The sequence below is a fragment of the Paraburkholderia sp. BR14320 genome, from assembly GCF_040948665.1.
In the GTDB taxonomy this organism is placed as follows: Bacteria; Pseudomonadota; Gammaproteobacteria; order Burkholderiales; family Burkholderiaceae; genus Paraburkholderia; species Paraburkholderia youngii.
The window spans coordinates 214001-235412 of record NZ_JBFPKG010000003.1 but is presented as its reverse complement, the minus strand read 5'-3'; the positions used below and the strand labels follow the sequence as shown (position 1 = coordinate 235412).

The window sequence follows — 21412 nt, the reverse complement described above, 5'->3', positions numbered from 1 at the left end:
ACTACCGTCCGTACACCTGCGCGCTATGTAAATAGGTAAGGCCGAATTGGCTCGATTTCGTCTGGCAGCTCACGATCGCACAGTTCGAGTACCGACCGTTCTATGTCACGCGTTATCGCATCGAGCGCGAGTGCATTCTGCGCGAAGCTAAACGGCTCAGCAACTTCGCTGGCGATTGCTTCGAGGGCAATCAGCGTGTATGAAATGAACACGCAAAGCAGCGGAGTAAAAAACTCTGTTGAGTCGACAAGGCCGAACGGCAGCAAAACGCAATACGTGTACACGGTACGGTGAAGCAGTACGTTGTATGCAAAAGGGATCGGCGTGGAAGCAATGCGCTCGCATCCACCGACGCTTTTTCCCAGTTCATTGAGTTGCAGGTCGAACATCCAGAGCTGTGTGCCGGAAGCGAGCCCCCGACCCTGCAGGTCGGCGAGTTCGCAACGAATTGCGTTGAGAAGCGCGACGGGCTGGTAGCGCCTCTTTCGCAGCGGCTCTGATCGAGCACGCCCAAGGAGGCGAATGAGGTCCGCGCTCGAATCCGTTCCGCGCAACTGATGCTTCAATGAATAGACGAATGCAATGAGTGAATGCGCAAGGGCGATCTTGTCAGTACTCGCCGGGACGTAACAGATAATCTGTGATGTCAGCTCACGCGCGGAGATCAGCATATTGCCCCAAAGGCGACGGGCCTCGTCGAATCGCTGATAACTCGCATTATTACGGAATGCAAGAAAGATGGCGAGTGTGAGACCGAACAGCGTAAATGGCGTCGTATTTAGCGGGATCTTTGCGCCGAAGATGCGTCCGTGCGTTGCGACAGCCACGCTGCTAACAATCGCCATCAGAAAGAGCTGGGGAGAAATCGACCGCAATACAGAGCCGTCGTTCCAAACGAACAGCAGGCGGAACCAGTCCTGTTTTGGCATCAAAATCATGTCGTTGGTCTTCCTGTGGCGCGAGCGATTCACGAAAGAGAACGGCGGGCCCGAGCAACATGCATTGGCATATCCCGAGCCGCGGCGCGTGCGGTCAGTGATAGCCGGTATCTCCCGCGCTCACTTTGCCCCGGAATACTCGATATTGCATCGCGTGATAGGTAAGGATGACGGGGAGAATGATCACCGTACCCACCAGCGAGAAAAGCTGGCTCGAGTGGCTTGACGACGCCTGCCAGATCGTCAGCGATGGCGGAACAATGTTCGGCCAGATGCTGATCAGCAAGCCGCTGTATCCGAGGAAGCACAGCGCAAGCGTCAAAATGAAAGGCATGGCCTCAGCGTACGACCGGAGCGACCGCACGATCCCCAACACACATGCAATCACGAGGATCGGCACGGGCAGGAAATATATGAGGTTGCCGCCGCCAAACCAGCGATGCGCGACCATTGGCAAACCGACCACCGCCCATAGGCTCACGACGGCGATTACACCAAGCAGCACGTACACCAACGGCCGCATCAACAAACGCATCTTGAGTTGCAGCTCACCGTCCGTTTTGAGAATGAGCCAGCCGCAAGCTAGCGAGGCGTACGTGACGAGCAGGCCAATGCCGCAGAACAGACTGAAGGGAGAAAGCCAGTCGAACGCGCCTCCAACGAAACGCCCATCGACGATCCGGGTGCCCTGTAGCAGCGATCCCAATACGATGCCCTGACAAAGCGTCGCGATGCCCGAACCACCAATAAACGCGAGGTCCCACGCGTGCTGCGTGCGGTTCGCCTTTGCGCGCAGTTCAAAGGCGGCTCCACGAAAGATCAGGCCCACGACCATCAGGATCAGCGGTAGGTAGTTTGCCGGCAGCAGCGTGGAATAGACGACCGGGAAGGCGCCATATAAGCCAGCGCCGCCGAGCACGAGGAAGGTTTCGTTGCCGTCCCAGACCGGCGCGACCGTGTTTAGCAGCGCCTCGCGATCACCCTTCGCTTCGAAGAACGGGAACAGCAGTCCGATGCCAAGATCGAATCCATCCAGCATGACATAGATAAAGACGCCGAGCGCGATTATCACCGCCCACAAGGCCGGGAGATCGATTTCCATCACGTCATTCTCCTTGCAGTGCTTCGGTTACACGCTTGCTCATCACGGACGGGCTCTGTCGTTCGAGATTCGCGCGGTGCTCTTCTGGCCCACGTCTCATCAACATCAACATGTAGTAAATGCCGGCGCCGAACACGAGGAAATACACGAGAACAACGATCAGCAGCGAAACGCCCACCTGCTGTGCATCGACCGGCGACAGGGAGTCAACCGTTCGCAACACGCCATACACCGTCCAGGGCTGACGGCCGACTTCTGTAGTGATCCACCCCGCCAACAGCGCCACGATTCCCGAAGGCCCCATGACGAACACCAAACGCTGATACCAGCGTGCCTCGAAGAGTTGACCGCGTATCCTTAGCAGCAGACCTGCCAGCGCGGTAAGCAGCATCAGAAAACCGAGGCCGGCCATGAGTCTGAACGACCAGAAGACGACTGGCGAGTATGGGCGGTCCTGAGGGGGAAATTCCTTGAGGCCCCGAACTGTCCCGTTCCAGCTATGCGTCAGGATGAGGCTGCCGAGATGCGGTACCTGAAGCGCGTATCGTGTCACCTGGGCATTCATGTCGGGTAGTCCGACAAGATTCAGCGCAGTACCGTTTGTTTCGGTATCCCAGAGTCCCTCGATGGCCGCGATCTTCGCCGGCTGATATTTGCGAGTGTTGATGCCATGTGCGTCACCAATGACGATCTGTATCGGTGTCAGCAAAAGTAGTATCCATAACGCCATCGAGAAGCTACGTGTGATGGGTTTATCGCGTCTGCCGTGCAACAAATGCCACGCCCCGCAGGCTGCGACGATGAACGCGGCCACCACGAAGGCGGCTATCGTCATATGCGCGAGGCGATACGGAAACGAAGGGTTGAAGATCACCTTTAACCAGTCGACGGGCACGATGCGACCGCTTACGACCGCGAATCCTTGCGGCGTTTGCATGAAGCTGTTCGAGGCCAGAATCCAGAACGTGGAAATGAGGGTGCCGGCCGCTACCATTAGCGTCGCGAAGAAATGTGCGCGCGGACTGACGCGATCCCAACCGAACAACATCACACCGAGAAAGCCGGCCTCGAGAAAGAACGCCGTCAACACTTCATAGGTAAGGAGCGGTCCCGTGATGTTACCCACCACGTTCGCGAACCCGGCCCAGTTAGTCCCGAATTCATAAGCCATCACGACGCCGGAGACGACTCCCAACCCGAAGCCAACGGCGAAGATTTTCGACCAGAACTGGAACATATCCCTGTACGAAGTATCGCCCGTGGATAGCCAGCGCCATTCGAGCACAACGAGAAAGTTCGCGATGCCGATGCTAATCGCTGGAAAGACGATATGAAACGAGACCGTGAACGCAAACTGCATTCTCGCAAGGTGATAGGCGTCGAAGATTTCCATGATGAGCTAGTGCTTCCGGGTAATGGACGGAGTCCCGTGGCAACGCGAAGCGGCGGGCGCCACGGTCTCACGGCCGTCCTTGATGACACTTCTACTGGTATTCAGCGGGCGGCAGGTATCACCCGGACTGGCACCGACTTGTAAGCGGGCGTGCCGCATTCCTTGTCGATGTGGTCGAGCGGCACCAGAACATTGGCTTCCGGATAGTACGCAGCGACTGAGCCCTTCGCGATCGCGTACGCGATCGCGGTGATGTTTTTCAGTCGAAGTTGCCGGCCCGAAGTGACCGTCTCGATATCGACGAGATCGCCGTGCTCGAGTCCGTGCTCCTGAAGATCGGTCTCATTCATGAACAATACGTCGCGTCGGCCGAATACGCCGCGATACCGGTCATCCAGCGCATAAATCGTGGTGTTGTATTGGTCATGGCTGCGAATGGTGATGAGGCGAAGCGCCTTGATGTCATCCGGAGCGTCTGTGCCACGCCCGATACCTTCGTAGACGGAGAACTCGGCCTTCCCGGAAGATGTATGCCACTGCCGTTCGGTTGGGGGTATCGGGAGACGAAATCCGCCCGGGTGCCTGATCCGCTCGTTGAACGCTTCGAATCCAGGTACGGTGCGTTCGATCAGATCGCGGATGTTGTCGTAGTTGGCGATCAGATCCGTCCACGCTACCTTGCTGTCGGGCAACGTCGCGCGTGCGATGCCAGCAACGATGGCGGGCTCGGAGCGCAGGTGCTCCGACGCCGGAGTGAGCTTGCCAGCAGACGCGTGGACCATCGACATGGAGTCTTCGACGGTGATTGACTGATGGCCTCCTGCCTGCACGTCGACTTCGGTGCGGCCAAGGCATGGGAACAGGTACGCCTCCTTCGAGACGAGCAGGTGGGTGCGATTGAGTTTTGTGCCGATGTGTACACTCAGGTCGAGTCCCGTTATGGCGGGGAACGACCTCTGCGCATCGGGCAATGCGACTGCGAAGTTTCCGCCGAGAGCGATCAGCGCCTTTGCCTTGCCGTCGATCATCGCTTGAACCGCTTGAACTGCGTCATGACCGTGAGCCGACGGCGGGGTGAACCCACACGTCTCTTCAATCAGCCGAAGAAATTCTGCGGATGGCTTCTCGGTGATGCCGACAGTGCGATTCCCCTGGACATTTGAATGTCCACGTAGAGGACAGATGCCGGCACCCGGCTTGCCAAAGTTACCGCGCAATAGCAAAAGGTCAGCAATCAGACGTACATTTGCTGTGCCGTTGCAATGCTGAGTGATCCCCATTCCATATGTGACGATCGTGGCATTGGATTTGGCGTAGGCGAGCGCGACCTCTTCGAGATCCGCGCGCGAGAGGCCACTTTCCTTCTCTATCCGGTCCCACGGGGCCGCTTCGATACTGGAGGCGAATGCATCGAATCCCTGCGTGTGTGTGGCGATGAACGCACGATCAAGTACCTGGCCTTGTTCGCGCTCCATCGTCAGCAGTGCCTTCATGATACCTTTCAGTGCCGCCGCGTCGCCGCCGGCAGCGACCTGATAGTAGGTCGATGCGATGCGCGTCGAACCATAGGTTGCCATTTCGACCAGGTTCTGCGGATCCGTGAATCGTTCAAGCGCTCGCTCGCGCAACGGATTGAAGACGATGATGGGGACGTTGCGGCGTGACGCTTCGTGTAGCGTTCCCATCATGCGCGGGTGATTCGTGCCCGGGTTGTGGCCAATCGAAATGATGAGTTCAGTCGATTCAAAATCGTCCAGCGACACGGTCCCTTTGCCGATGCCGATCGAGTGTGGCAGCCCCACGCTGGTTGCCTCGTGGCACATATTGGAACAATCCGGAAAATTGTTCGAGCCGTACTCACGGGCGAATAGTTGGTACAGGTACGCAGCTTCGTTCGACGCGCGACCTGACGTATAGAATTCCACCTCGTTCGGCGAGAGTCCCCGCAAAATTTCGCCGACGCGCGCAAACGCGTCCTCCCATTCCACCGCACGGTACGTGTCGGTCGCGCGGTCGTAGACGAGGGGATGGGTGAGACGGCCCAGATCCTCCAACTCGAAGTCACTTTTTTGCAGTAGGGACGTCACGGTGTTGCGCGCAAAGAACTCCGGCGAAACACGCCTGGTTGTCGCTTCCCATGTGACCGCCTTTGCTCCGTTCTCACAGAATTGGAAAGTTGAACGGTGTTCCTTGTCAGGCCATGCACAGCCAGGACAATCGAAGCCGGCGGGCTGGTTCACCCTCATCAGCGTGATCGGGGCTGATATGTTGTCCATCTGCCGGCGGATGGCCTGTGCGGTGGCTTTCAGCGCACCCCAGCCGCCGGCGGATCCGTTATAAGGGCGGATGCCCGGCACGTTTCGTCGCGTCGTCATGTGAAGTTCCATCGAGGAATTCTCAGCAATACCTGCGACCGTATCGTTGCCGATCCTGGGAGCTCAGTAGCGAGTTACCGGATCGGAACGAGGTCAGCGATGGCGCAATACAGAAATCAACCCAGCTTGTAGGAGGCCGCTCCAGTGCCCGCGAGTTTTCCGCCGTTGACGATCAGGTACTCCGGACGGATGGGCCTCCCTTCGAGGAAACACTCGAGGATCTCGCGCGTACCGGCCGCGTACCGCGCTTGTGCCGACAGCGACGCCCCTGAAATGTGCGGCGTCATCCCCTCGTTCGGCATACTGCGCCATGGATGTTCGGCCGGAGCCGGTTGCGGGAACCAGACATCCCCACCGTAGCCGGCGAGACGGCCGGACTCGAGTGCGCGCGCGACCGCATCGGCGTCGCACAGCTTTCCTCGCGCGCAATTGATCAGATAAGCCCCCGGCTTGATTTGCGCCAGCATTGCTTCGTTGAACATGTGTTCGGTCGATGGATACAGGGGGCTCTGAAGATTGATCACGTCGCATACCCGGACCAACGACTCAGCGCTCGAATGAAAGGTGACGTTCAACTGCCTCTCGAGTTCCGGGGAGAGTCGATGCGGATCGTAGTAGTGCAGGTGCACGTCGAACGGTTTGAGCCGTCTCAACACGGCAAGCCCGATGCGGCCGGCTCCGATCGTACCGAAGTGCATCCCTTCGAGGTCGTAGCTGCGAGCGACGCAGTCGGCGATGTTCCAGCCGCCATTCACTGCATACTGATGGGAGGGCAAGTAGTTGCGCACCAACGCTAACACCGTCATCACGACATGCTCCGCTACGCTGATGCTGTTTGAAAACGTCACTTCGGCGACAGTAATGTCCCGTTCTGCCGCTGCCTGAAGGTCGACGTGATCTGATCCAATGCCTGCAGTTAGCGCGAGCTTCAGCTTCTTTGCTTTCGCAATGCGTTCGCGGGTCAGATAGGCCGGCCAGAAGGGCTGTGAGATAACGATCTCCGCGTCGCAGAGATGGCGTTCGAAGACTGAGTCCGGCCCGTCCTTGTCGCTCGTCACGATCAGTTCGTGACCTTGACTTTCGAGATAATGACGCAGACCTAGTTCTCCCGACACGGAGCCGACCAATTCCCCGGGCTTGAACCCCAACGGCCCCTGAGGCGAGGGTGGACGTTGCCCGCCCGGGTACGATGTAATCGACGGAAGGTCTGTGCGGGCGTAACTCGGCGGATAGCCAGTTACGGGATCAGGGAAGAGCGCACACAGGATCTTTGCCACCGTTTTTCTCCTAACTTGTGTATAGCGCCATTAGTGATGCGCTACCCGCAGCTTAGGGGCGGTTCGGTGCGTTTCGTTGCGTCGCCAGATCAGATTTTGTGCAATCGCATGGCGGCTGATATATCGTCTGGCGACGCTAGTCGGTCATGTCGGATTGGCGAGGATGACTGCGTGTGTCACGACTGCAACCGTGGCTCATTGTCCGCAGACGGGAGCGTGACCCGAAAAGTGGTGCCGCAGGATTGATTGGGAACTGCAAGCACACTTCCGCCGTGGGCGTGAACGATGGAATGTGCAACGGATAGGCCGATGCCCATCCCTGTTTCCTTCGTTGTGAAGAATGGCTCGAAAAGCCGATCGACGTGCGCTGCGGGAAGACCTGGTCCCGAATCCGATACGCGTATTTGGACGTCGCCCCCGTCGATCACAGATGTCTCGATGTCCAGCGTTCGTCTGCCTTCATTGACCGCGCTCATTGCTTCAATCGCGTTGACAATCAGGTTGAGCACGACTTGCTGAAGTTGAACCCGATCTCCACTAACGAACGGTGCAGGGGCAGCCAGTTTTGTTTTGATAGTAACGCCGTTCTTTTCCGAATCACGTCGAGTAATGAACAGAACTTCGTTGATGGCCGAATTGATATCAACCGTCTCCTCGCGGGCTGGTGCCTTGCGGACCAGATTTCGTATGCGATCGATGATATCGCCCGCTCGCATCGCGTCTCGGACAATCAGGTTCAGTGCGTCGCGAGCCCTGTCGACATTTGCGGGAGTCGCGGATAGCCAGCGCAATGCTGCGTCGCCGTTCGCAGCCATCGCCGCGATGGGTTGCTTCACCTCGTGGCTGATCGTTGCAGTCAGTTGCCCGATCGTGGACAGCCGATTCGCATGGGCCAGTTCACGCTGCACTTCGCGAAAGCGGATTTCGCTTTCTCGCGCCTCCGCCTCCGCGAGTTTGCTCGCGCCCAAATCGAGAACAAACGCTACCCCTTCCTCGTGCAATGGCGGAAACATTGCGGCGCCAACCAGAACCGGAACGCGGCTGCCGTTCTTCCGGAAGTATTCCTTCTCGAGTGGCGGCAGCACGCCGTCTTTGCGAAGTATCGGCTCGTGAACGGAAAGGTCTCGCTCCAGCCATTCGACGGGAGTCAGAACTTTCCAGTTCAGTTCCCCACGCTGTAGTTCCTCTCGACTGTATCCGAGCAAGTCAAGGAAGGCGGCATTAGCATCGAGCAATGTTCCATCGAGCGAAAAGATCGAAATGCCGATGATATTTGCATCGACGAGGCGCCGGATTCTCGCCTCGCGGTCGGACAATTCCCTGTAGAGGCGTGCGTTTTCCAGCGCAATTGTCACTTGCGATGCCAGAACATTGAGTGCCGCGATGCGAGAGTCGACGAAGCCGCCAGCGGCGAGTCTGTTCTCGAGGTACAGAACTCCCGCCAACTGGCCTTGGCGCAAAAGAGGAATGCATAGCGCCGCACGGACACTGTGCGCAGCGAGATATGGGTCCGCCCCGAATATAGGGTCGGCAGCACTATCGCTAACGATGGCAGTTTCCCGCGTTCGCAACACGTAGTTCACGATTTGCATCGCAAGGTGGCGCTCGCCAACGGCGACGCTTTCCTGCTCGACGATGACCGTGTCTTGACGAACGGTCGCTTCCGCCTCTATTCGTGGTCCGCCTGGCGGCGAGGTGAGGATCAACACGCCACGGTCGGCGCCCGCGTGCGTCAGGACCGCTTTCATGAATGTGTCGATCACATTTTCCAGCACGATTTCGGACGAGATGTGTTGCGACACCTCAATCAACAGACCGAAATCGAGGTCGCCCGCCTGCGACTTTATCGTGTCGCGGGCGAGGCTGCGGTGTTCGCCGGCGGCAAGCTGCGGATATGTCTTGTCGAACTGTTGGACCTTGCCCGTCGCACCCCAACGCAGATAACAGTAGCGTGCGTTGCGAAGATAGGCATCCGAGATGATTTCGAAGCCGCGCGCGCGATAAAAACTTGCCGCGAGTTCGCTCGCGATTGCTTCCTGATGCGGAAAGTCGCTGCGGCGGGCTGACCGGATCGCGTGTTCGTAGGATTGCTCCGCCTCGATGATCGCGCCTTCGAGACGCGCAACCTCCGCGTTGACCAACGCTGCACGATCCTCGAAATTCTTGGGCCAGTTGCTCGCCCAACGCTTCAAAAGGGTATGGTGATGAACGATCCGCTTCAAATGCTCATCACGTTCTCCAACGGATACATGTTCGGCGCGTGCGGCCAACGTAAGCGCGGCATAGAAATGAAATTCCGCCTCTTCGATGAACATCGACGAGGTCCACAACAACGATTGGGCTTTTGATAGCGCCGCAATCGCCGTCTCGTAGTCGCCGGCAAGATAGCGCGCCTGCATTTTTCGCGTCCAGTACCAGCATTCCGCAATGGCTAGACCAGGGTTCTGAGCCAGACGCGATTCGAACGCCTGTTCTTCGAAATGCTCGTAATCGAACGATCCGAGGAGGCGAGTTTGGCCACGCATCGAGCGGATAAAAGCGAGCTGCGTCGAGACGATGTCGACGACAAGCGCATATTGCGCCTTTTCGGCGAAGATCAGGCCGTCTTCGGCGTGGCTTTGGACATTTTGCAGCGCTTCGCCCGAAAACAGTAGATTCGTATTGAGGTGATTGCGGGAAAACGACGCGTACAGAAGGTCTCCGGCTTGATTCGCAGACGCGAAAGTCCGTCTAAATAAAGGTTCTGAAAGGCGGACGTGTTCTATCCAATTCAATGTGAAAGCTGCGAACACGAGACAAGTGCTCGCATGAAAACGGTGATGCGCATTGAGCTCGGCGATCTGGTAGCCAGCCTGGCTGAGACGAACTCCAATTTCGAAATCACCAAAACGGGGGCCGGCGATTCTGCTCAGTGTTCCGTAAGCGACGCAGGAGGCCTCACAGTTTCCGTTCGCGAGGCTCAGGTTGATCGCCTTGCACGTGATAAACGAATTGAGATTGAAGTCGGTGAAACAGGCCGCAGACAAAAGGCGCGTCAACACTTCCACCGTCACTAGCGTAGTCGGGTCGGTCATCGGCGGGAGTTTGACGATATCCGCGACTGAAAGACCGGCCATTCTTCTCTGAAGCTCTTCGTACTCTTGTTTGACCTCATCGTCGGCGGGGTGGGCCGAGCATGATATGCCTGCATTCTGCAAAAATTCGAGGGCTATGGAGACGACACGATCGTTTTGGTCCAGGGTGGTGCAGACATCCATTCGGCTCACTGTAACTCGGCCTTGATCAGGCAGACTCATGGGTTTCGTTGACAGGACCGTCAAGCGGCGTTCTGCGTCCGAGAGCTTGCCGGTAAGAAATTCGCACTCCGCGATCTCCAGTTCAAACCGAAAGCGGATATCGGACTGCCGCTCGGTTTGGCCGTGGGCGAAGAGTGCCGCGCCGGCGTTCAGGTAACGCAGCGCAGCGTCGTAGGCTGCAGTACTCTTGGCACGTATGCCGGCACGAAGATTAATCTCCGCAACTGCCTCGCTCTTCATTGGATGTGACACCGTCCAGGGCACGATTGAACTGGCTGGCGATTTCAAAGAGTCCGTCGTCGTTCTCGTCTGAGAGATGGCTCGACAATCGCCGGGCAAGCATGAGATGAGTTTCAGTGCGTGCGCAGTCGGGTGTGAGGCAATAGGCTGCCTCCTGAACGCGGTCGTGCGAGAACCGATATGCGTTGCCGATCCTTTCAATGAGTTCCTGTTGCACAGCACTTCGCAGGCTGAGATGGATTGCATCTTCGGTAGCTTGCCGGACGATTGCCAGGCTGTGAGCCGTTGCAGTGTTGCCGAGGCATGCGAGGTCGCGAAGAATGTCAAGACAATCACGCGGTAAGCGCTGGAGTCGGGCGCTCATCAAGTCGGCCACATTGTCGGTGTAGCCGGCGCTCTGAATGGGCTGAATGTCCCATGACCAGCGACCCGCGGCGTTGTCTCTGACAATCAATTGCTCATCGGCAAGCGTGTGAAGAAACTGAATGACGAAGAACGGGTTGCCGGCAGTTTTCGTATGAATGATATTTGCCAACGGTTCAACGAGCTCGTCGTTGGAACGCAGCACGTCGCCAACCAGCGACACGACTTGTCCGGGCTCCAGTGGCGCGAGCTTTACTTCCTCGATGTCAGCACCGATTGCCCTGGTCGCGGCAATTTTCTGCGCGAGGAGGTGGGACTCGTCGACCTCGTTATCGCGATAGGCGCCAATTAGCAGCAGATGGCCCATATCGGCTTGCCCGGCGATGTCGCCCAACAGATCGAGCGTAGCGGCGTCTGCCCACTGTAGATCGTCGATGAACAGTATGAGCGGGGTGTTCTCGCGTGCAAAAGCGTTGATGAAGCGGCGCAGCACAAGCTGGAACCGGCTTTGAGCCTGTTGAAGCGGTAGCTCAGGCGCAGCAGGCTGTTCGCCGATGAGCAGTGCCAGCTCAGGAACGAGGTCGGTAACGAGTTTCCCATTGGGCCCTAGCGCTTCGCGAATGGCGTTGCGCCAGTGGCTTACTTCGTCTTCCTGTCTCGTGAGCAACTGCTTGACCAGATCTTTCAGCGCTAGCCTGAGGGCCCCATAGGGCACGTCGCTATTGTGCTGGTCGCATTTTCCAGCGGCGAATGTCCGTTGCGAGACGACGAAGGACCGCCGCAGTTCCCATACCACGGAGGACTTGCCGACGCCAGAGTACCCGGAAACGAGTACTACTTCGGCGGAACCGCCAAGCAGCACCCGCTCGAATGCACTCACCAGTCGGGCCAATTCTCGCTCTCGGCCGTACAGTCTGGCCGGTCCAGCGAACCGGTCTGGCAGATCGGCCTCGCCAGCGTTGAATGGACGAATGTCACCGTGAGCGGACCATTCTTTCATGCAAAGGCGAAGGTCGCATTCGAGGCCGGCTGCACTTTGATAGCGCTCCTCGGGACCCTTCTCCAGCAGTTTGGTGACGATCGACGATAACTGGACTGGCACCCACGGTGATCGCACGTGCGGCGGCACGGGTTTTCTCGACGTGTGATTGTGAATCCACTCCATTGGCGTATTGGCCGAAAAAGGCAGCGTTCCGGTCAGCATGCGGTAGAAAACTACGCCGAGGCTATAAAGATCGCTGCGAGCGTCAATGGCGCGCCGCAGGCGGCCTGTCTGCTCTGGCGCCATGTATGCCATCGTGCCTGCGATCACATCGGGGGGAGTGGCTGGCTCTTGGTGACGCGCAATCTCAGAAGCAATTCCGAAGCCGGTGAGTCTGATCGTGGCGTTGACTGTGTCGACGTAAAGATGAGCAGGCTTCAGGTCCTTGTGCACGATACCGCAGTGATGCATGCGTCCAACGGCGGCCGCGGCACTGATGGCCAGCGTCAAGAACCGACTGGTAGGTAGCGCACCGGTCAACAAATGCTCGAGCGGCTCCGCCCCATTGTTGTCAAGGAGCAAAATGGGCCGGTCGTTTTGGCGCTGCAATTCGAGCGGACGGATGGCCCAGCTCTCGCCGAGCTTATCTCTCAGCCGATACTCGTTCGACAGGCGCTCGAATGTGGCGATATCGGGTGCCGCGCTTGTCGGTCGGGCTACCAGCAGACATCTGCGATTTCCATCCGGGCCCGAGGCTGACGCCGTGCAATAGGTTACGTCAGCGTCCTCCTGAACAATGTCCGCGATACTGATCTGGGTGAATTGGACTGCCGGCGAGGCCGCGGCCTCAGTGATTGAAGAACGCAGAGTCGTCGGTCTGTTCATGGCTGGGCGCATTTGGCTCGCAGTGGCCCGTTTCAATCGCGCGCGGCAGATCCGGCAGGGCCTTTGACGAGACCCAATGCCTCGGCCTTCAATACGAAATCGGCGAACGATGCCGATTTCATTTTCTTCATCGCCTGGCCGCGATGGAGCTTGACCGTGATTTCGCTGAGATTCAGTTCGGTGGCGATCTGCTTGTTGAGCAGTCCGGCGGCCACCAATTCCATGATTTTGCGTTCACGCGGGGTCAACGATTCATACTGCTTGCGCAATGCCACCGCGGTTTGCTCTTTCGCGCGCCTTTCCCGATCCACCTCCAAAGCGGCAGTGACCGCTTCGACCATATCCTGACCGCGAAAAGGTTTCGGCAGGAAGTCGACTGCGCCAGTCTTCATTGCGCGAACCGACATCGGAATGTCGCCGTGCGCGGTCATCAAAATCACGGGCAGCCCAAGCTGGCGGGCAATCTGCTCTTGCACCTGGAGCCCGTTTTGTCCTTTGAGCCGAACGTCCAGAACAACGCAGCTGGGCACCTCAGGAAGATCCATCGCCAGGAACTCTGTTGGGCTGGCAAATAGTTTGACGGTCAGGTCGACGGAGTCCAACAATGTCTCGACCGCTTGGCGCATCGCGCTGTCGTCATCGATCACATAGACGATAGAGTCGATGGCATCGTCCGGCATGTTCGTCATTGCGTTCCCCGTCATTAGGCTCAAAGGCGAGACCGGTGCCCGAATATTCCCGCGTGGGTCGTTCCGATCGACATTCGACATTCTAGCCAAAACGTATGGCAAGAAATCGCCTTATATAGCCTAAAAGAGGAACTAACGCTAGCTGCGCAGTGATGTGTTGCCACCGACGGCCGCACGGCCGGTGGATGCAGTGTTCGAGTGCGATTGATGCGTCGCACCATTGGATGTATCAAGCCGGGTAACTGTCCCGCTCGATCGAGCCGGACGCGCGATCTGCAAGCGTGCGGGACGGAGTCTGCGCTCCGTCCCACGCGCGGATGCTTACTTGAACGACCGCGGCTTGAGCAGGTCGGCGAGGCCGACTCGGCGCAGCATTTCCGAACGAAGACGGTCGAGTACCGTGAAACCGACGTTCGCGCCGTCTTCGGTGGGATCGATGTGAACTCGGAAGGGGCGCTTGCCGAACGGCGCATTCACGACATCGACGACCGCGCTTGCCACGAGTCCCGCATCTGCATCGGGCGGCACGATCGCCGAGAACGCCGTCTGCACCTGTTCGCCAAAGCCGGTATATGGACCGTTGTCGTATTCGGTGGCACGGTCCTTGTCGTCAGGTAGCCCCGCGTGGGCGAAGTGGTTCGTGCCTTTCGTGAACGCGCCGGGCACGATGAGGGATGTCTCGATCCCCCAACGCGAGAGTTCCCGCGCGTACTGAACGGCGATCGCATCCATGGCGGCCTTTGCGCCGAAGTACGGTGCCAGCCACGGCGGCGTGCCGCCGGCAGAGCTGCTGCTCGAAATCCAGACCAGCAGGCCTTGCCGTTGATGACGCATATGTGGCAGAACCGCACGGTTGACACGCTGCGTGCTGACGACGTTCACGTCGTACAGCGCCGCGTACTGTTCTGGCGTGAAGGCTTCCGCGGGACCAAACACCATGTGACCGGCGTTGTGAATCAGCACGTCGATCTTGCCCTCGTCGTCGATGACCTTCGCGACGGCCGCTGCTACAGAGGGCTCGGATTGCACGTTCATCTCGACTGGGCGGAGAACGATTTGTTCGCTTTGCGCGAGGTTGGTCAGTTGCGCGGCCACCTCGGCATTGCGTTCGGCGATGTCGCGCATCGACGCATAGACCGTGTATCCGGCTCGCGCGAGTGCGACGGAGATCAGACGGCCGAATCCGCTGGATGCCCCGGTGACGAGTACTGTCTTGCTCATGATTTCTCCAGAGTGGTAGATCGATGACCGTGTTGTGGTCAGCCAGGTGATTTTCTTGCCGGCGGTCCGACCTCGATTGCGAGATCGAGTGGATTCTTTCGAATTCGAACGTGATGCCTCAAATGCATGCCAAAGGCTCGTTCAATTCGTTTGCGCCGGATGAATAGCGGATTCCGATCTTGACCCAGCAAGGAGAAGCAGAGCGAACAGACTCGCAACGCAGGCGAGCAGAATGTACCAGGTCGGGGCGTAGTGGCTGCCGGCCCAGAGGCTCACCGACGCGACGATTAACGGTGCTGTTCCACCGAATAGCGCGACGCCGACGGAATACACCAGCGACAGCGACAGCGCCCGTTGGCGCTCCGGAAACATGCTCAGAATTTCGACGATGGCAGGGCCGCCGCCTGCCATTGACAGGCCGGCGAACAGCATGATCGCGGCGAGCAGGGACGAGTCACTGCCCGCAGACGCTGCGAACCGAAACGCCGGAAATACGACGATCATTGTCATGACCCGCGACACTGCAATGATGCGGCTGTTGCCGAAGTGATCCGCGAGCCAGCCGCCGGCCACCGACGCCACGACGCTGATCAGGCCGACCAGCATCGTCGCAGTGGCGGTGAGTTTCGCGGTCGGTATTGCGCCGCCGACGCCGAAAGCAGCGGTGTACGCTGCCATGTACGTCGGCACTGTGCCGCCAAAGATGAGCAGGAGCGCAATCAACCATTGTTTGCCATGGCCGGACGTGTATGTCCTCACTGGAAGAACCGTGGTTGGTTTGCGCCAATCTTCCTTGATGTGGCGACGCAAAAGATACTGCAGTGGAACGATCGCGGTGGCGAGCGCAAACGGCAGCCGCCATCCCCACCGCTCGACTTCGGCTGGCGGCAGCATCTGGGAAATCGCCATCCCGCAGAGGCCGGACGCGATCAGTGCCAACCCCTGACCGGCCATGAGCCACCCGGCGTACCAGGATTGCCGTTGCGGGGGGCAAGACTCCATCATCAGCGACGCGGATACGCCCATTTCCCCGCCGATTGCGACACCCTGAACTAGCCTGCATAGCAGCACCAGCGTCGGAGCGGCCAATCCGATGGTCGAATAACCCGGCACCGCTGCGACGCCGAGCGTGCCTACGGTGATCAGTAGCGAAGTCAGAAGCAAAGCCGGTTTGCGGCCCGCGGAATCGGCATGCATGCCGATCAAGATCGCGCCGAGCGGACGGGCCAGGAATCCCGCGGCGAAAATTCCGAAGGAATAGACCATGCCGACAGCATTACCGGAGTGCGGGAAAAACGCCTTGTTTATAAACGCGATAAACGTTGCATACGAAAAGTAATCGAAGAATTCCAGTGCGTTCGCAATTACCACGGTCGCCGCAGCCCGTTTGGTCATCATGTGTGCGGCCTCAACTGGGGGATTCTCGCAGAAGGTGGGCATGTCGATTTCTATGGCGTTGGCTGACCCATGCAATGCTGGGCACTCTGTCATCAGGAATCGCGGATGAGCGTTCCCGCATCGTTAGCATGGACATCCACGGCATCGTTGGCGGCTGTTTCGGGACGCGGCAGCGTAAAGCAGAAGCGGGTCCCGGTTTTCCCCGTGGACCCCACCCAGATCTTGCCACCGTGCGATTCAACGATCGATTTCGAAATCGGCAGGCCCATCCCCATGCCATCGCGCTTCGTGCTGAGGAAAGGCTGAAATACGGCCTGTGGATCGGCACTGTCGATTCCGCAACCGGAGTCGACGACTTCGAACAGCACGTGCATCTCGCTGTAACTTACAGCCCTGACTCGCACAAAGGCCTCGCCATCCCGGCCGCGTGCATCGATCGCGTGCACGCTGTTGATCAGCAGATTGGTCAGAACCTGCTCGACATGGATGTGATCAGCGAATGCCGTTAGCCCGGGTTCGACCTCCTTGCGCAGCGAAATCGACTTGGCATTCGCTTCCGGCGCAACGAGGAGCATCGCTGATTCGATGATCTCCGCACAGTCGAGACGCCGCGCTTGTACCGGTGCGTTGCCGAGAAAACCACGCAGCCGGCGGCAAATCTCGGTCGTGTCGTCGGTCCAGCGAGCTGCATTGCGCAGCGCGGCTACCGCCTCCGTCACGTGGGGTTCCTTGCGGCCAAGCCAGCGAATCGCGGCCTCGATCGCCGTGCGGATCGCAGCGAGCGGTTGACCGATCTCGTGGGTAATCGATGCGACCAACTGGTCGACCGTCGATACCCGTTGCGTGTGCGCCATCTCGGCACGCAGCGCATCGAGCCGAGCGCTGTTTTCCTTGTACTCCGTGACGTCGAACGCGTAGAAGTGAAGCCGTCGGTATTGCTCGATCTTGTCGGGCAATGCGCAGCGCCAGACGATCGGTACCTTCCGTCCTTTCAGCGACGTGAGTGTGCGCTCGCCCTGGCACGACGTGTGGCCGAGCAGCATCCCGCGCAAGACCTGTGAGTTACTGAATCGATCGGCCGGCAACAACTGACGCGACCACGCGTGAAATATCTCCTTTGAGTCGGCCTCGAAAAGAGAAAGGGTGGCTTCGTTAGCATCTACGATCGAATGCAGGCGGCGCAGTTCGTCGATTAACCCCGGATTCGCTTCTATGTACGCATCGAGATCCGTAACGCCGCTTTCTCGCAGAGCGTCGATTCGCCGTTTGACCTCCGACCAGTCTTCTACAAGGACAGGGATTGGGGCGAGACGGAACAGCTCCTGAGGCACGGCTCCCGCAATGCCGGCAGCGTTGACGGGGTTCGGCATTGCTTGAGAGGAGGTCGTCGCAGCGGTCGGATCGATCGTGCTGGAGGGGCCATCGAGCGAAGCGGGCGGTCCAGGTTTGATCATCGCTGTATCTGGAAATACGACTGAACGGATTTCGAACCGATTCGAAGTTCTGCGCAGCCAACAGATAAGGTTGTGGCTGGTTCCTGTACTGTCTTCGACAATAACAGCACGAGGGCGCGATAGCCACTACACCATGGTATAAGCCGCTTTCGCTCTTGCTTAAAGCGTTAAACGCTGGTTTAGCCGACTCGAATGCGCCGTTGATCTTCCGAAGGTGGCCGACTGCTTGTAACGGCTGCTATGCGGCCTTCAGCGACTGCGCCGGGAGACCGAAGTCGACGCGGCGGGCGGTGATCGGCTGCCTCGCGCGCCGGCCACCGCCAGGAATGCATTGCGTCAGCGGTTACGCTTTTCGCTGTCCAGCTCAGTGAGCAACGCGGGTGCGTAACGTTCGCCAGCCGCTGCGCCTTTCGGCACCGCATGCTCTATGTCGGCGATGTCGTTCGCGTCGAGTTCGACGTCAAGCGCGCCGAGTGCCTCGTTCAGCCGCTCGCGCTTGCGGGCGCCGACGAGCGGCACGATATCGTTGCCTCGTGACGCGACCCAGGCAATCGCGAGCTGAGCGACAGTCACGCCCTTACGATCGGCGACGGCCCGCAATGCCTCGACGAGTGCAAGGTTATGTGCCGCATTTTCTCCCTGAAAACGAGGGCTGATCGCGCGAAAATCGTTCGTGCGCGTGCCCGCGTGCCAGTGCCCGCTAATGAGTCCGCGCGAGAGCACGCCATAGGCGGTAATGCCGATACCCAAGGCGCGGCAGGTCGGCAGGATCTCGTCCTCGATGCCCCTCGAAATCAGAGAGTATTCGATCTGCAGGTCGCTGATGGGATGGACGGCCGCCGCGCGACGGATCGATTCGGAACCGAGTTCGGACAGACCGATATGGCGCACATATCCCGCCTTTACCAGGTCCGCGATTGCCCCCACCGTGTCCTCAATCGGGACGCTGGGATCGAGTCGCGCGGGCCGATAGATATCCACATGGTCGACACCGAGCCGCTGCAGTGAATAAGCCAGGAAGTTGCGCACCGCCGCGGGACGGCCATCGTAGCCGTGCCAGCCTCGCGCGGGATCGCGCAACGCACCGAATTTCACGCTGATGATGGCCGAGTCCCGACGCGACGGCGCGATGCTCGACAGTGCGTCGCGAATGAGCAACTCATTGTGACCCATGCCGTAGAAGTCGCCGGTATCGAGCAGCGTGACGCCGGCTTCGAGCGCGGCGTGCAACGTGGCGATGCTTTCCGTGCGGTCGGCCGGTCCGTAAAAATCGGACATGCCCATGCAGCCGAGGCCGAGCGCCGACACCGTCGGGCCATGCCGGCCCAGGGTACGCGTTTTCATGTTGCGTTCTCCACAGTGAATGAGTAGTGTGTGCTTCAATCGCGCGACGCTGCCGCGCGCTGGGCTCGCGGTGCCCATTTTTCCTCGACGCGGCCTAGCTTCCAGACGGCAATCGACACGAGCCAGGTCGCGACGAACAAGCCGGCGATCGCAAAGCCAATCTTGTCCAGGTCCAGTTCGACGAGCCACGCGAATGCGCCGTGATGCAGATCGAGCCACTCCCGAAACAGGCCGAGTATTTCGAGCGTGCCAATCAGCAATGCCACGCCGATCGAGAGCGAGGTCACGACGATGTTGTAGTAGATCTTGCGCACGGGGCGCGAGAGCGCCCACCCATACGCGACGTTCATGAACGAGCCGTCGATCGTGTCGAACAGCAGCATTCCGGCAGCGAAGAGCACGGGCAGACACAACGTGGCGTACCACGGCAGGCCGGACGCCGCGCCGGAACCGGTGATCACGAGAAGCGCGATTTCGGTCGCCGTATCGAAGCCGAGGCCGAACAGCAAGCCTACGATATACATATGCGCGGACTTGCTGACGATTCGCATGAACGGTGCAAGCAGCCGGTTCAGGAAACCACGCCGTTCGCTTAGCGCATCGAGGGATGCTTCGTCGAAGTGTCCATGTCGAAGTTGCCTGAACAGCTTCACGATGTCGATCAGCGTAACCAGATTGAACGCAGCGATCAAATAGAGAAACGCGCCCGAAACACTAGTACCGACAACGCTGGTGAGCGCATGAAAGGCGGAATTCTCGCGATTGATGTATCCGGCAACGGAATGCACACCGAGCGCCAGTAGAAGGGTCAGCGCGAACACTATTGTCGAATGACCGAGCGAAAACCAGAAGCCGACCGATACTGCCGGCTTGCCCTCGCCGGCCAGCTTACGCGTCGTGTTGTCGATCGCGGCGATATGGTCCGCGTCGAACGCATGACGCATGCCTAGCGTGTAGGCGGTTAGGCCAACGCCGATGCCGAACGCCTTCGAACCCATGCTGAGATGCAATGGATCGACGAGCATGATCAGCGTGCCCCACCCGACAACGTGAAGTAGCGCGATGAAGACGAGCAGCGCAAGCAGCGTTGCGCCTTGGGCCGGCGTGGAGGGCAGTAATGCTATCGAGGGGCGAGCCTCGGAATGCTTCAGTCGGAAATCGGAGGGCATGGACGTCTCTCGCAAAGCGGCCGGAAAGTGCGAACCCGCGCGGGGCGGGTTCACACCGCGCGTCAGATCATGGGCACATACGGGAAGCTGGCGTTCGGCTTCCGGGATACGGATTCTTTGCCGATATGTTGGCTGACAGGCGTATTCGCCGCGATCGTGAACATGACGTCCGGCGCGTTGTCAGTCAATGAGCGGCCGTTCCAACTGGCCATGCCAAAGACTGCCCGGGTGCCGACCGTATAAGGCAGGATGTTCGGGAGGAAGCGATGTGCGACGGCGGTAGCGTATCCGTCCGGGTCTTCGGCCGTCCCATTGGCCTTGACCGCGCTTGCGACGGCCTTGATGATCGTTTCGCCGTACGTGGCGAAGTCGTTTGCCGGGTTGCCCGCGTTCAGCCGGTTACCGAGATCCTCGTTGAACTGCGTGAAGAGCGGATGGATCATCGGGAGGCCAACGCGGTTGATCGAGCGCCAGCCGCCCGCGTCAGTGGCCAGCGAGGCGACCGCCCACACGCCGATGCGATGGTCCGGCCCAGCCAGCGCGAGAAGTTCTGCATCGGGAATCTCGATGACGATCGAATACACAGTATGCCCGGCGAACAGGTTGCGAGCATCTTTCGGCGTCCATGCGCCCAGCTCGAGCGGTGTGCCATCCTGGAAGGCGTGGCCTACCGCGTGCAGTACGTCGGCCTCGATCCAGAACGGATCGCCTGCCTTGCCAGTCCACGCCCGCAGCCCGGACGCAGCGGTAACCACCGCTTCGGTGGCGCCTTCAACGACAACCTCTCCCGGTGCGTGCGGGTCCACCGCTTTGTCGCCGGCAATGCGGCGCAATATAAAGCGTTGCTTGCCCTGCGCTTCGCGGTCGCCAAACGTCAGGCGATATGTAATGTCCTCAACGGCATCCGCGTTCGTGTCAATCTTGAATTCGTACATGCCTTCCGGATGGTAGCCGGGAACCATGACCTCGCCCAAAAACGAATGACAGACGTTGATGACGAGCACCGTGCCAGTCTGCCCTCTGAAGCAGTAAAGGTCGGTGATATCCAGGCGAATATCCTGGCGCGCAATAGGGGAATCCAAATGGTGGGACATGGTTTTATCCTGTGGGTCGTGAGGGAATCTGGCGCGTTTGCGTTGTTCGTACTCGTGGCACCCGGGCAGACCCCGGCGAATACCGAAAGCAGCCGTCCAATACGCGATGGCGACGGGGATAGCGTGCCACTACCAGACCACGATCGCTGTCGAAGTCAACGGTCCTTTTTTGAAATCCGCACGGCAGCAGAA

14 protein-coding genes are annotated in these 21412 nt (G+C 59.1%); all 14 read right to left on the bottom strand.

Annotation, left to right across the window (positions count from 1 at the left end; genetic code table 11):
* Positions 1-23: 23 nt before the first annotated feature.
* On the bottom strand, positions 24-938 hold the full coding sequence (locus AB3X89_RS05175; RefSeq protein WP_368582173.1) for a bestrophin family protein: 915 nt from the start codon (positions 936-938) through the stop codon (positions 24-26).
* Positions 939-1032: 94 nt separating this feature from the next.
* Positions 1033-2040, bottom strand: coding sequence for a cytochrome d ubiquinol oxidase subunit II (cydB, locus tag AB3X89_RS05170; protein ID WP_368582172.1), 1008 nt, complete (start codon positions 2038-2040; stop codon positions 1033-1035).
* A 4-nt stretch (positions 2041-2044) separates the two neighbouring features.
* Positions 2045-3433, bottom strand: coding sequence for a cytochrome ubiquinol oxidase subunit I (locus AB3X89_RS05165; protein ID WP_368582171.1), 1389 nt, complete (start codon positions 3431-3433; stop codon positions 2045-2047).
* 101 nt (positions 3434-3534) lie between these two features.
* Positions 3535-5808, bottom strand: a complete 2274-nt coding sequence (locus AB3X89_RS05160; protein WP_368582227.1) for an FdhF/YdeP family oxidoreductase — start codon at positions 5806-5808, stop codon at positions 3535-3537.
* 116 nt (positions 5809-5924) lie between these two features.
* On the bottom strand, positions 5925-7085 hold the full coding sequence (locus AB3X89_RS05155; RefSeq protein ID WP_368582170.1) for an NAD-dependent formate dehydrogenase: 1161 nt from the start codon (positions 7083-7085) through the stop codon (positions 5925-5927).
* A gap of 176 nt (positions 7086-7261) precedes the next feature.
* Positions 7262-10621 carry an ATP-binding protein gene (locus tag AB3X89_RS05150; protein ID WP_368582169.1) on the bottom strand — a complete coding sequence of 1120 codons (3360 nt, stop codon included), beginning with the start codon at positions 10619-10621 and terminating at the stop codon, positions 7262-7264.
* A complete protein-coding gene (locus AB3X89_RS05145; RefSeq protein WP_368582168.1) occupies positions 10593-12851 on the bottom strand; it encodes an AAA family ATPase in 2259 nt (752 codons plus the stop codon). Before AB3X89_RS05145 ends, AB3X89_RS05150 begins: the two co-directional genes overlap by 29 nt.
* 32 nt (positions 12852-12883) lie before the next feature.
* Positions 12884-13540, bottom strand: coding sequence for a response regulator transcription factor (locus AB3X89_RS05140; protein ID WP_368582167.1), 657 nt, complete (start codon positions 13538-13540; stop codon positions 12884-12886).
* A 321-nt stretch (positions 13541-13861) separates the two neighbouring features.
* Positions 13862-14761: an SDR family oxidoreductase gene (locus tag AB3X89_RS05135; RefSeq protein ID WP_368582166.1), complete on the bottom strand. Its 900-nt coding sequence runs from the start codon at positions 14759-14761 to the stop codon at positions 13862-13864.
* 141 nt (positions 14762-14902) lie between these two features.
* The gene (locus tag AB3X89_RS05130; protein ID WP_368582165.1) at positions 14903-16159 is read right to left on the bottom strand and encodes an MFS transporter; all 1257 of its coding nucleotides are present in this window, start codon (positions 16157-16159) and stop codon (positions 14903-14905) included.
* A 92-nt stretch (positions 16160-16251) separates the two neighbouring features.
* Positions 16252-17613 carry a sensor histidine kinase gene (locus tag AB3X89_RS05125; RefSeq protein ID WP_368582164.1) on the bottom strand — a complete coding sequence of 454 codons (1362 nt, stop codon included), beginning with the start codon at positions 17611-17613 and terminating at the stop codon, positions 16252-16254.
* 336 nt (positions 17614-17949) lie between these two features.
* Positions 17950-18957, bottom strand: coding sequence for an aldo/keto reductase (locus tag AB3X89_RS05120; RefSeq protein WP_368582163.1), 1008 nt, complete (start codon positions 18955-18957; stop codon positions 17950-17952).
* Between the two features lie 35 nt (positions 18958-18992).
* Positions 18993-20126 carry a HoxN/HupN/NixA family nickel/cobalt transporter gene (locus tag AB3X89_RS05115; RefSeq protein ID WP_368582162.1) on the bottom strand — a complete coding sequence of 378 codons (1134 nt, stop codon included), beginning with the start codon at positions 20124-20126 and terminating at the stop codon, positions 18993-18995.
* A gap of 62 nt (positions 20127-20188) precedes the next feature.
* A complete protein-coding gene (locus tag AB3X89_RS05110) occupies positions 20189-21220 on the bottom strand; it encodes a DUF4331 family protein (RefSeq protein ID WP_368582161.1) in 1032 nt (343 codons plus the stop codon).
* Between the last annotated feature and the right edge of the window lie 192 nt (positions 21221-21412).

Bases quoted from the DNA above. Each gene is read 5' to 3' on its own strand.
- AB3X89_RS05125 (WP_368582164.1), bottom strand. From the start codon at position 17,613: ATGATCAAACCTGGACCGCCCGCTTCGCTCGATGGCCCCTCCAGCACG.
- AB3X89_RS05165 (WP_368582171.1), bottom strand. From the start codon at position 3,433: ATGGAAATCTTCGACGCCTATCACCTTGCGAGAATGCAGTTTGCGTTC.
- AB3X89_RS05115 (WP_368582162.1), bottom strand. From the start codon at position 20,126: ATGCCCTCCGATTTCCGACTGAAGCATTCCGAGGCTCGCCCCTCGATA.
- AB3X89_RS05150 (WP_368582169.1), bottom strand. From the start codon at position 10,621: ATGAAGAGCGAGGCAGTTGCGGAGATTAATCTTCGTGCCGGCATACGT.
- AB3X89_RS05135 (WP_368582166.1), bottom strand. From the start codon at position 14,761: ATGAGCAAGACAGTACTCGTCACCGGGGCATCCAGCGGATTCGGCCGT.
- AB3X89_RS05130 (WP_368582165.1), bottom strand. From the start codon at position 16,159: ATGATGACCAAACGGGCTGCGGCGACCGTGGTAATTGCGAACGCACTG.
- AB3X89_RS05175 (WP_368582173.1), bottom strand. From the start codon at position 938: ATGATTTTGATGCCAAAACAGGACTGGTTCCGCCTGCTGTTCGTTTGG.
- cydB (WP_368582172.1), bottom strand. From the start codon at position 2,040: ATGGAAATCGATCTCCCGGCCTTGTGGGCGGTGATAATCGCGCTCGGC.
- AB3X89_RS05145 (WP_368582168.1), bottom strand. From the start codon at position 12,851: ATGAACAGACCGACGACTCTGCGTTCTTCAATCACTGAGGCCGCGGCC.
- AB3X89_RS05110 (WP_368582161.1), bottom strand. From the start codon at position 21,220: ATGTCCCACCATTTGGATTCCCCTATTGCGCGCCAGGATATTCGCCTG.
- AB3X89_RS05140 (WP_368582167.1), bottom strand. From the start codon at position 13,540: ATGACGAACATGCCGGACGATGCCATCGACTCTATCGTCTATGTGATC.
- AB3X89_RS05120 (WP_368582163.1), bottom strand. From the start codon at position 18,957: ATGAAAACGCGTACCCTGGGCCGGCATGGCCCGACGGTGTCGGCGCTC.
- AB3X89_RS05160 (WP_368582227.1), bottom strand. From the start codon at position 5,808: ATGACGACGCGACGAAACGTGCCGGGCATCCGCCCTTATAACGGATCC.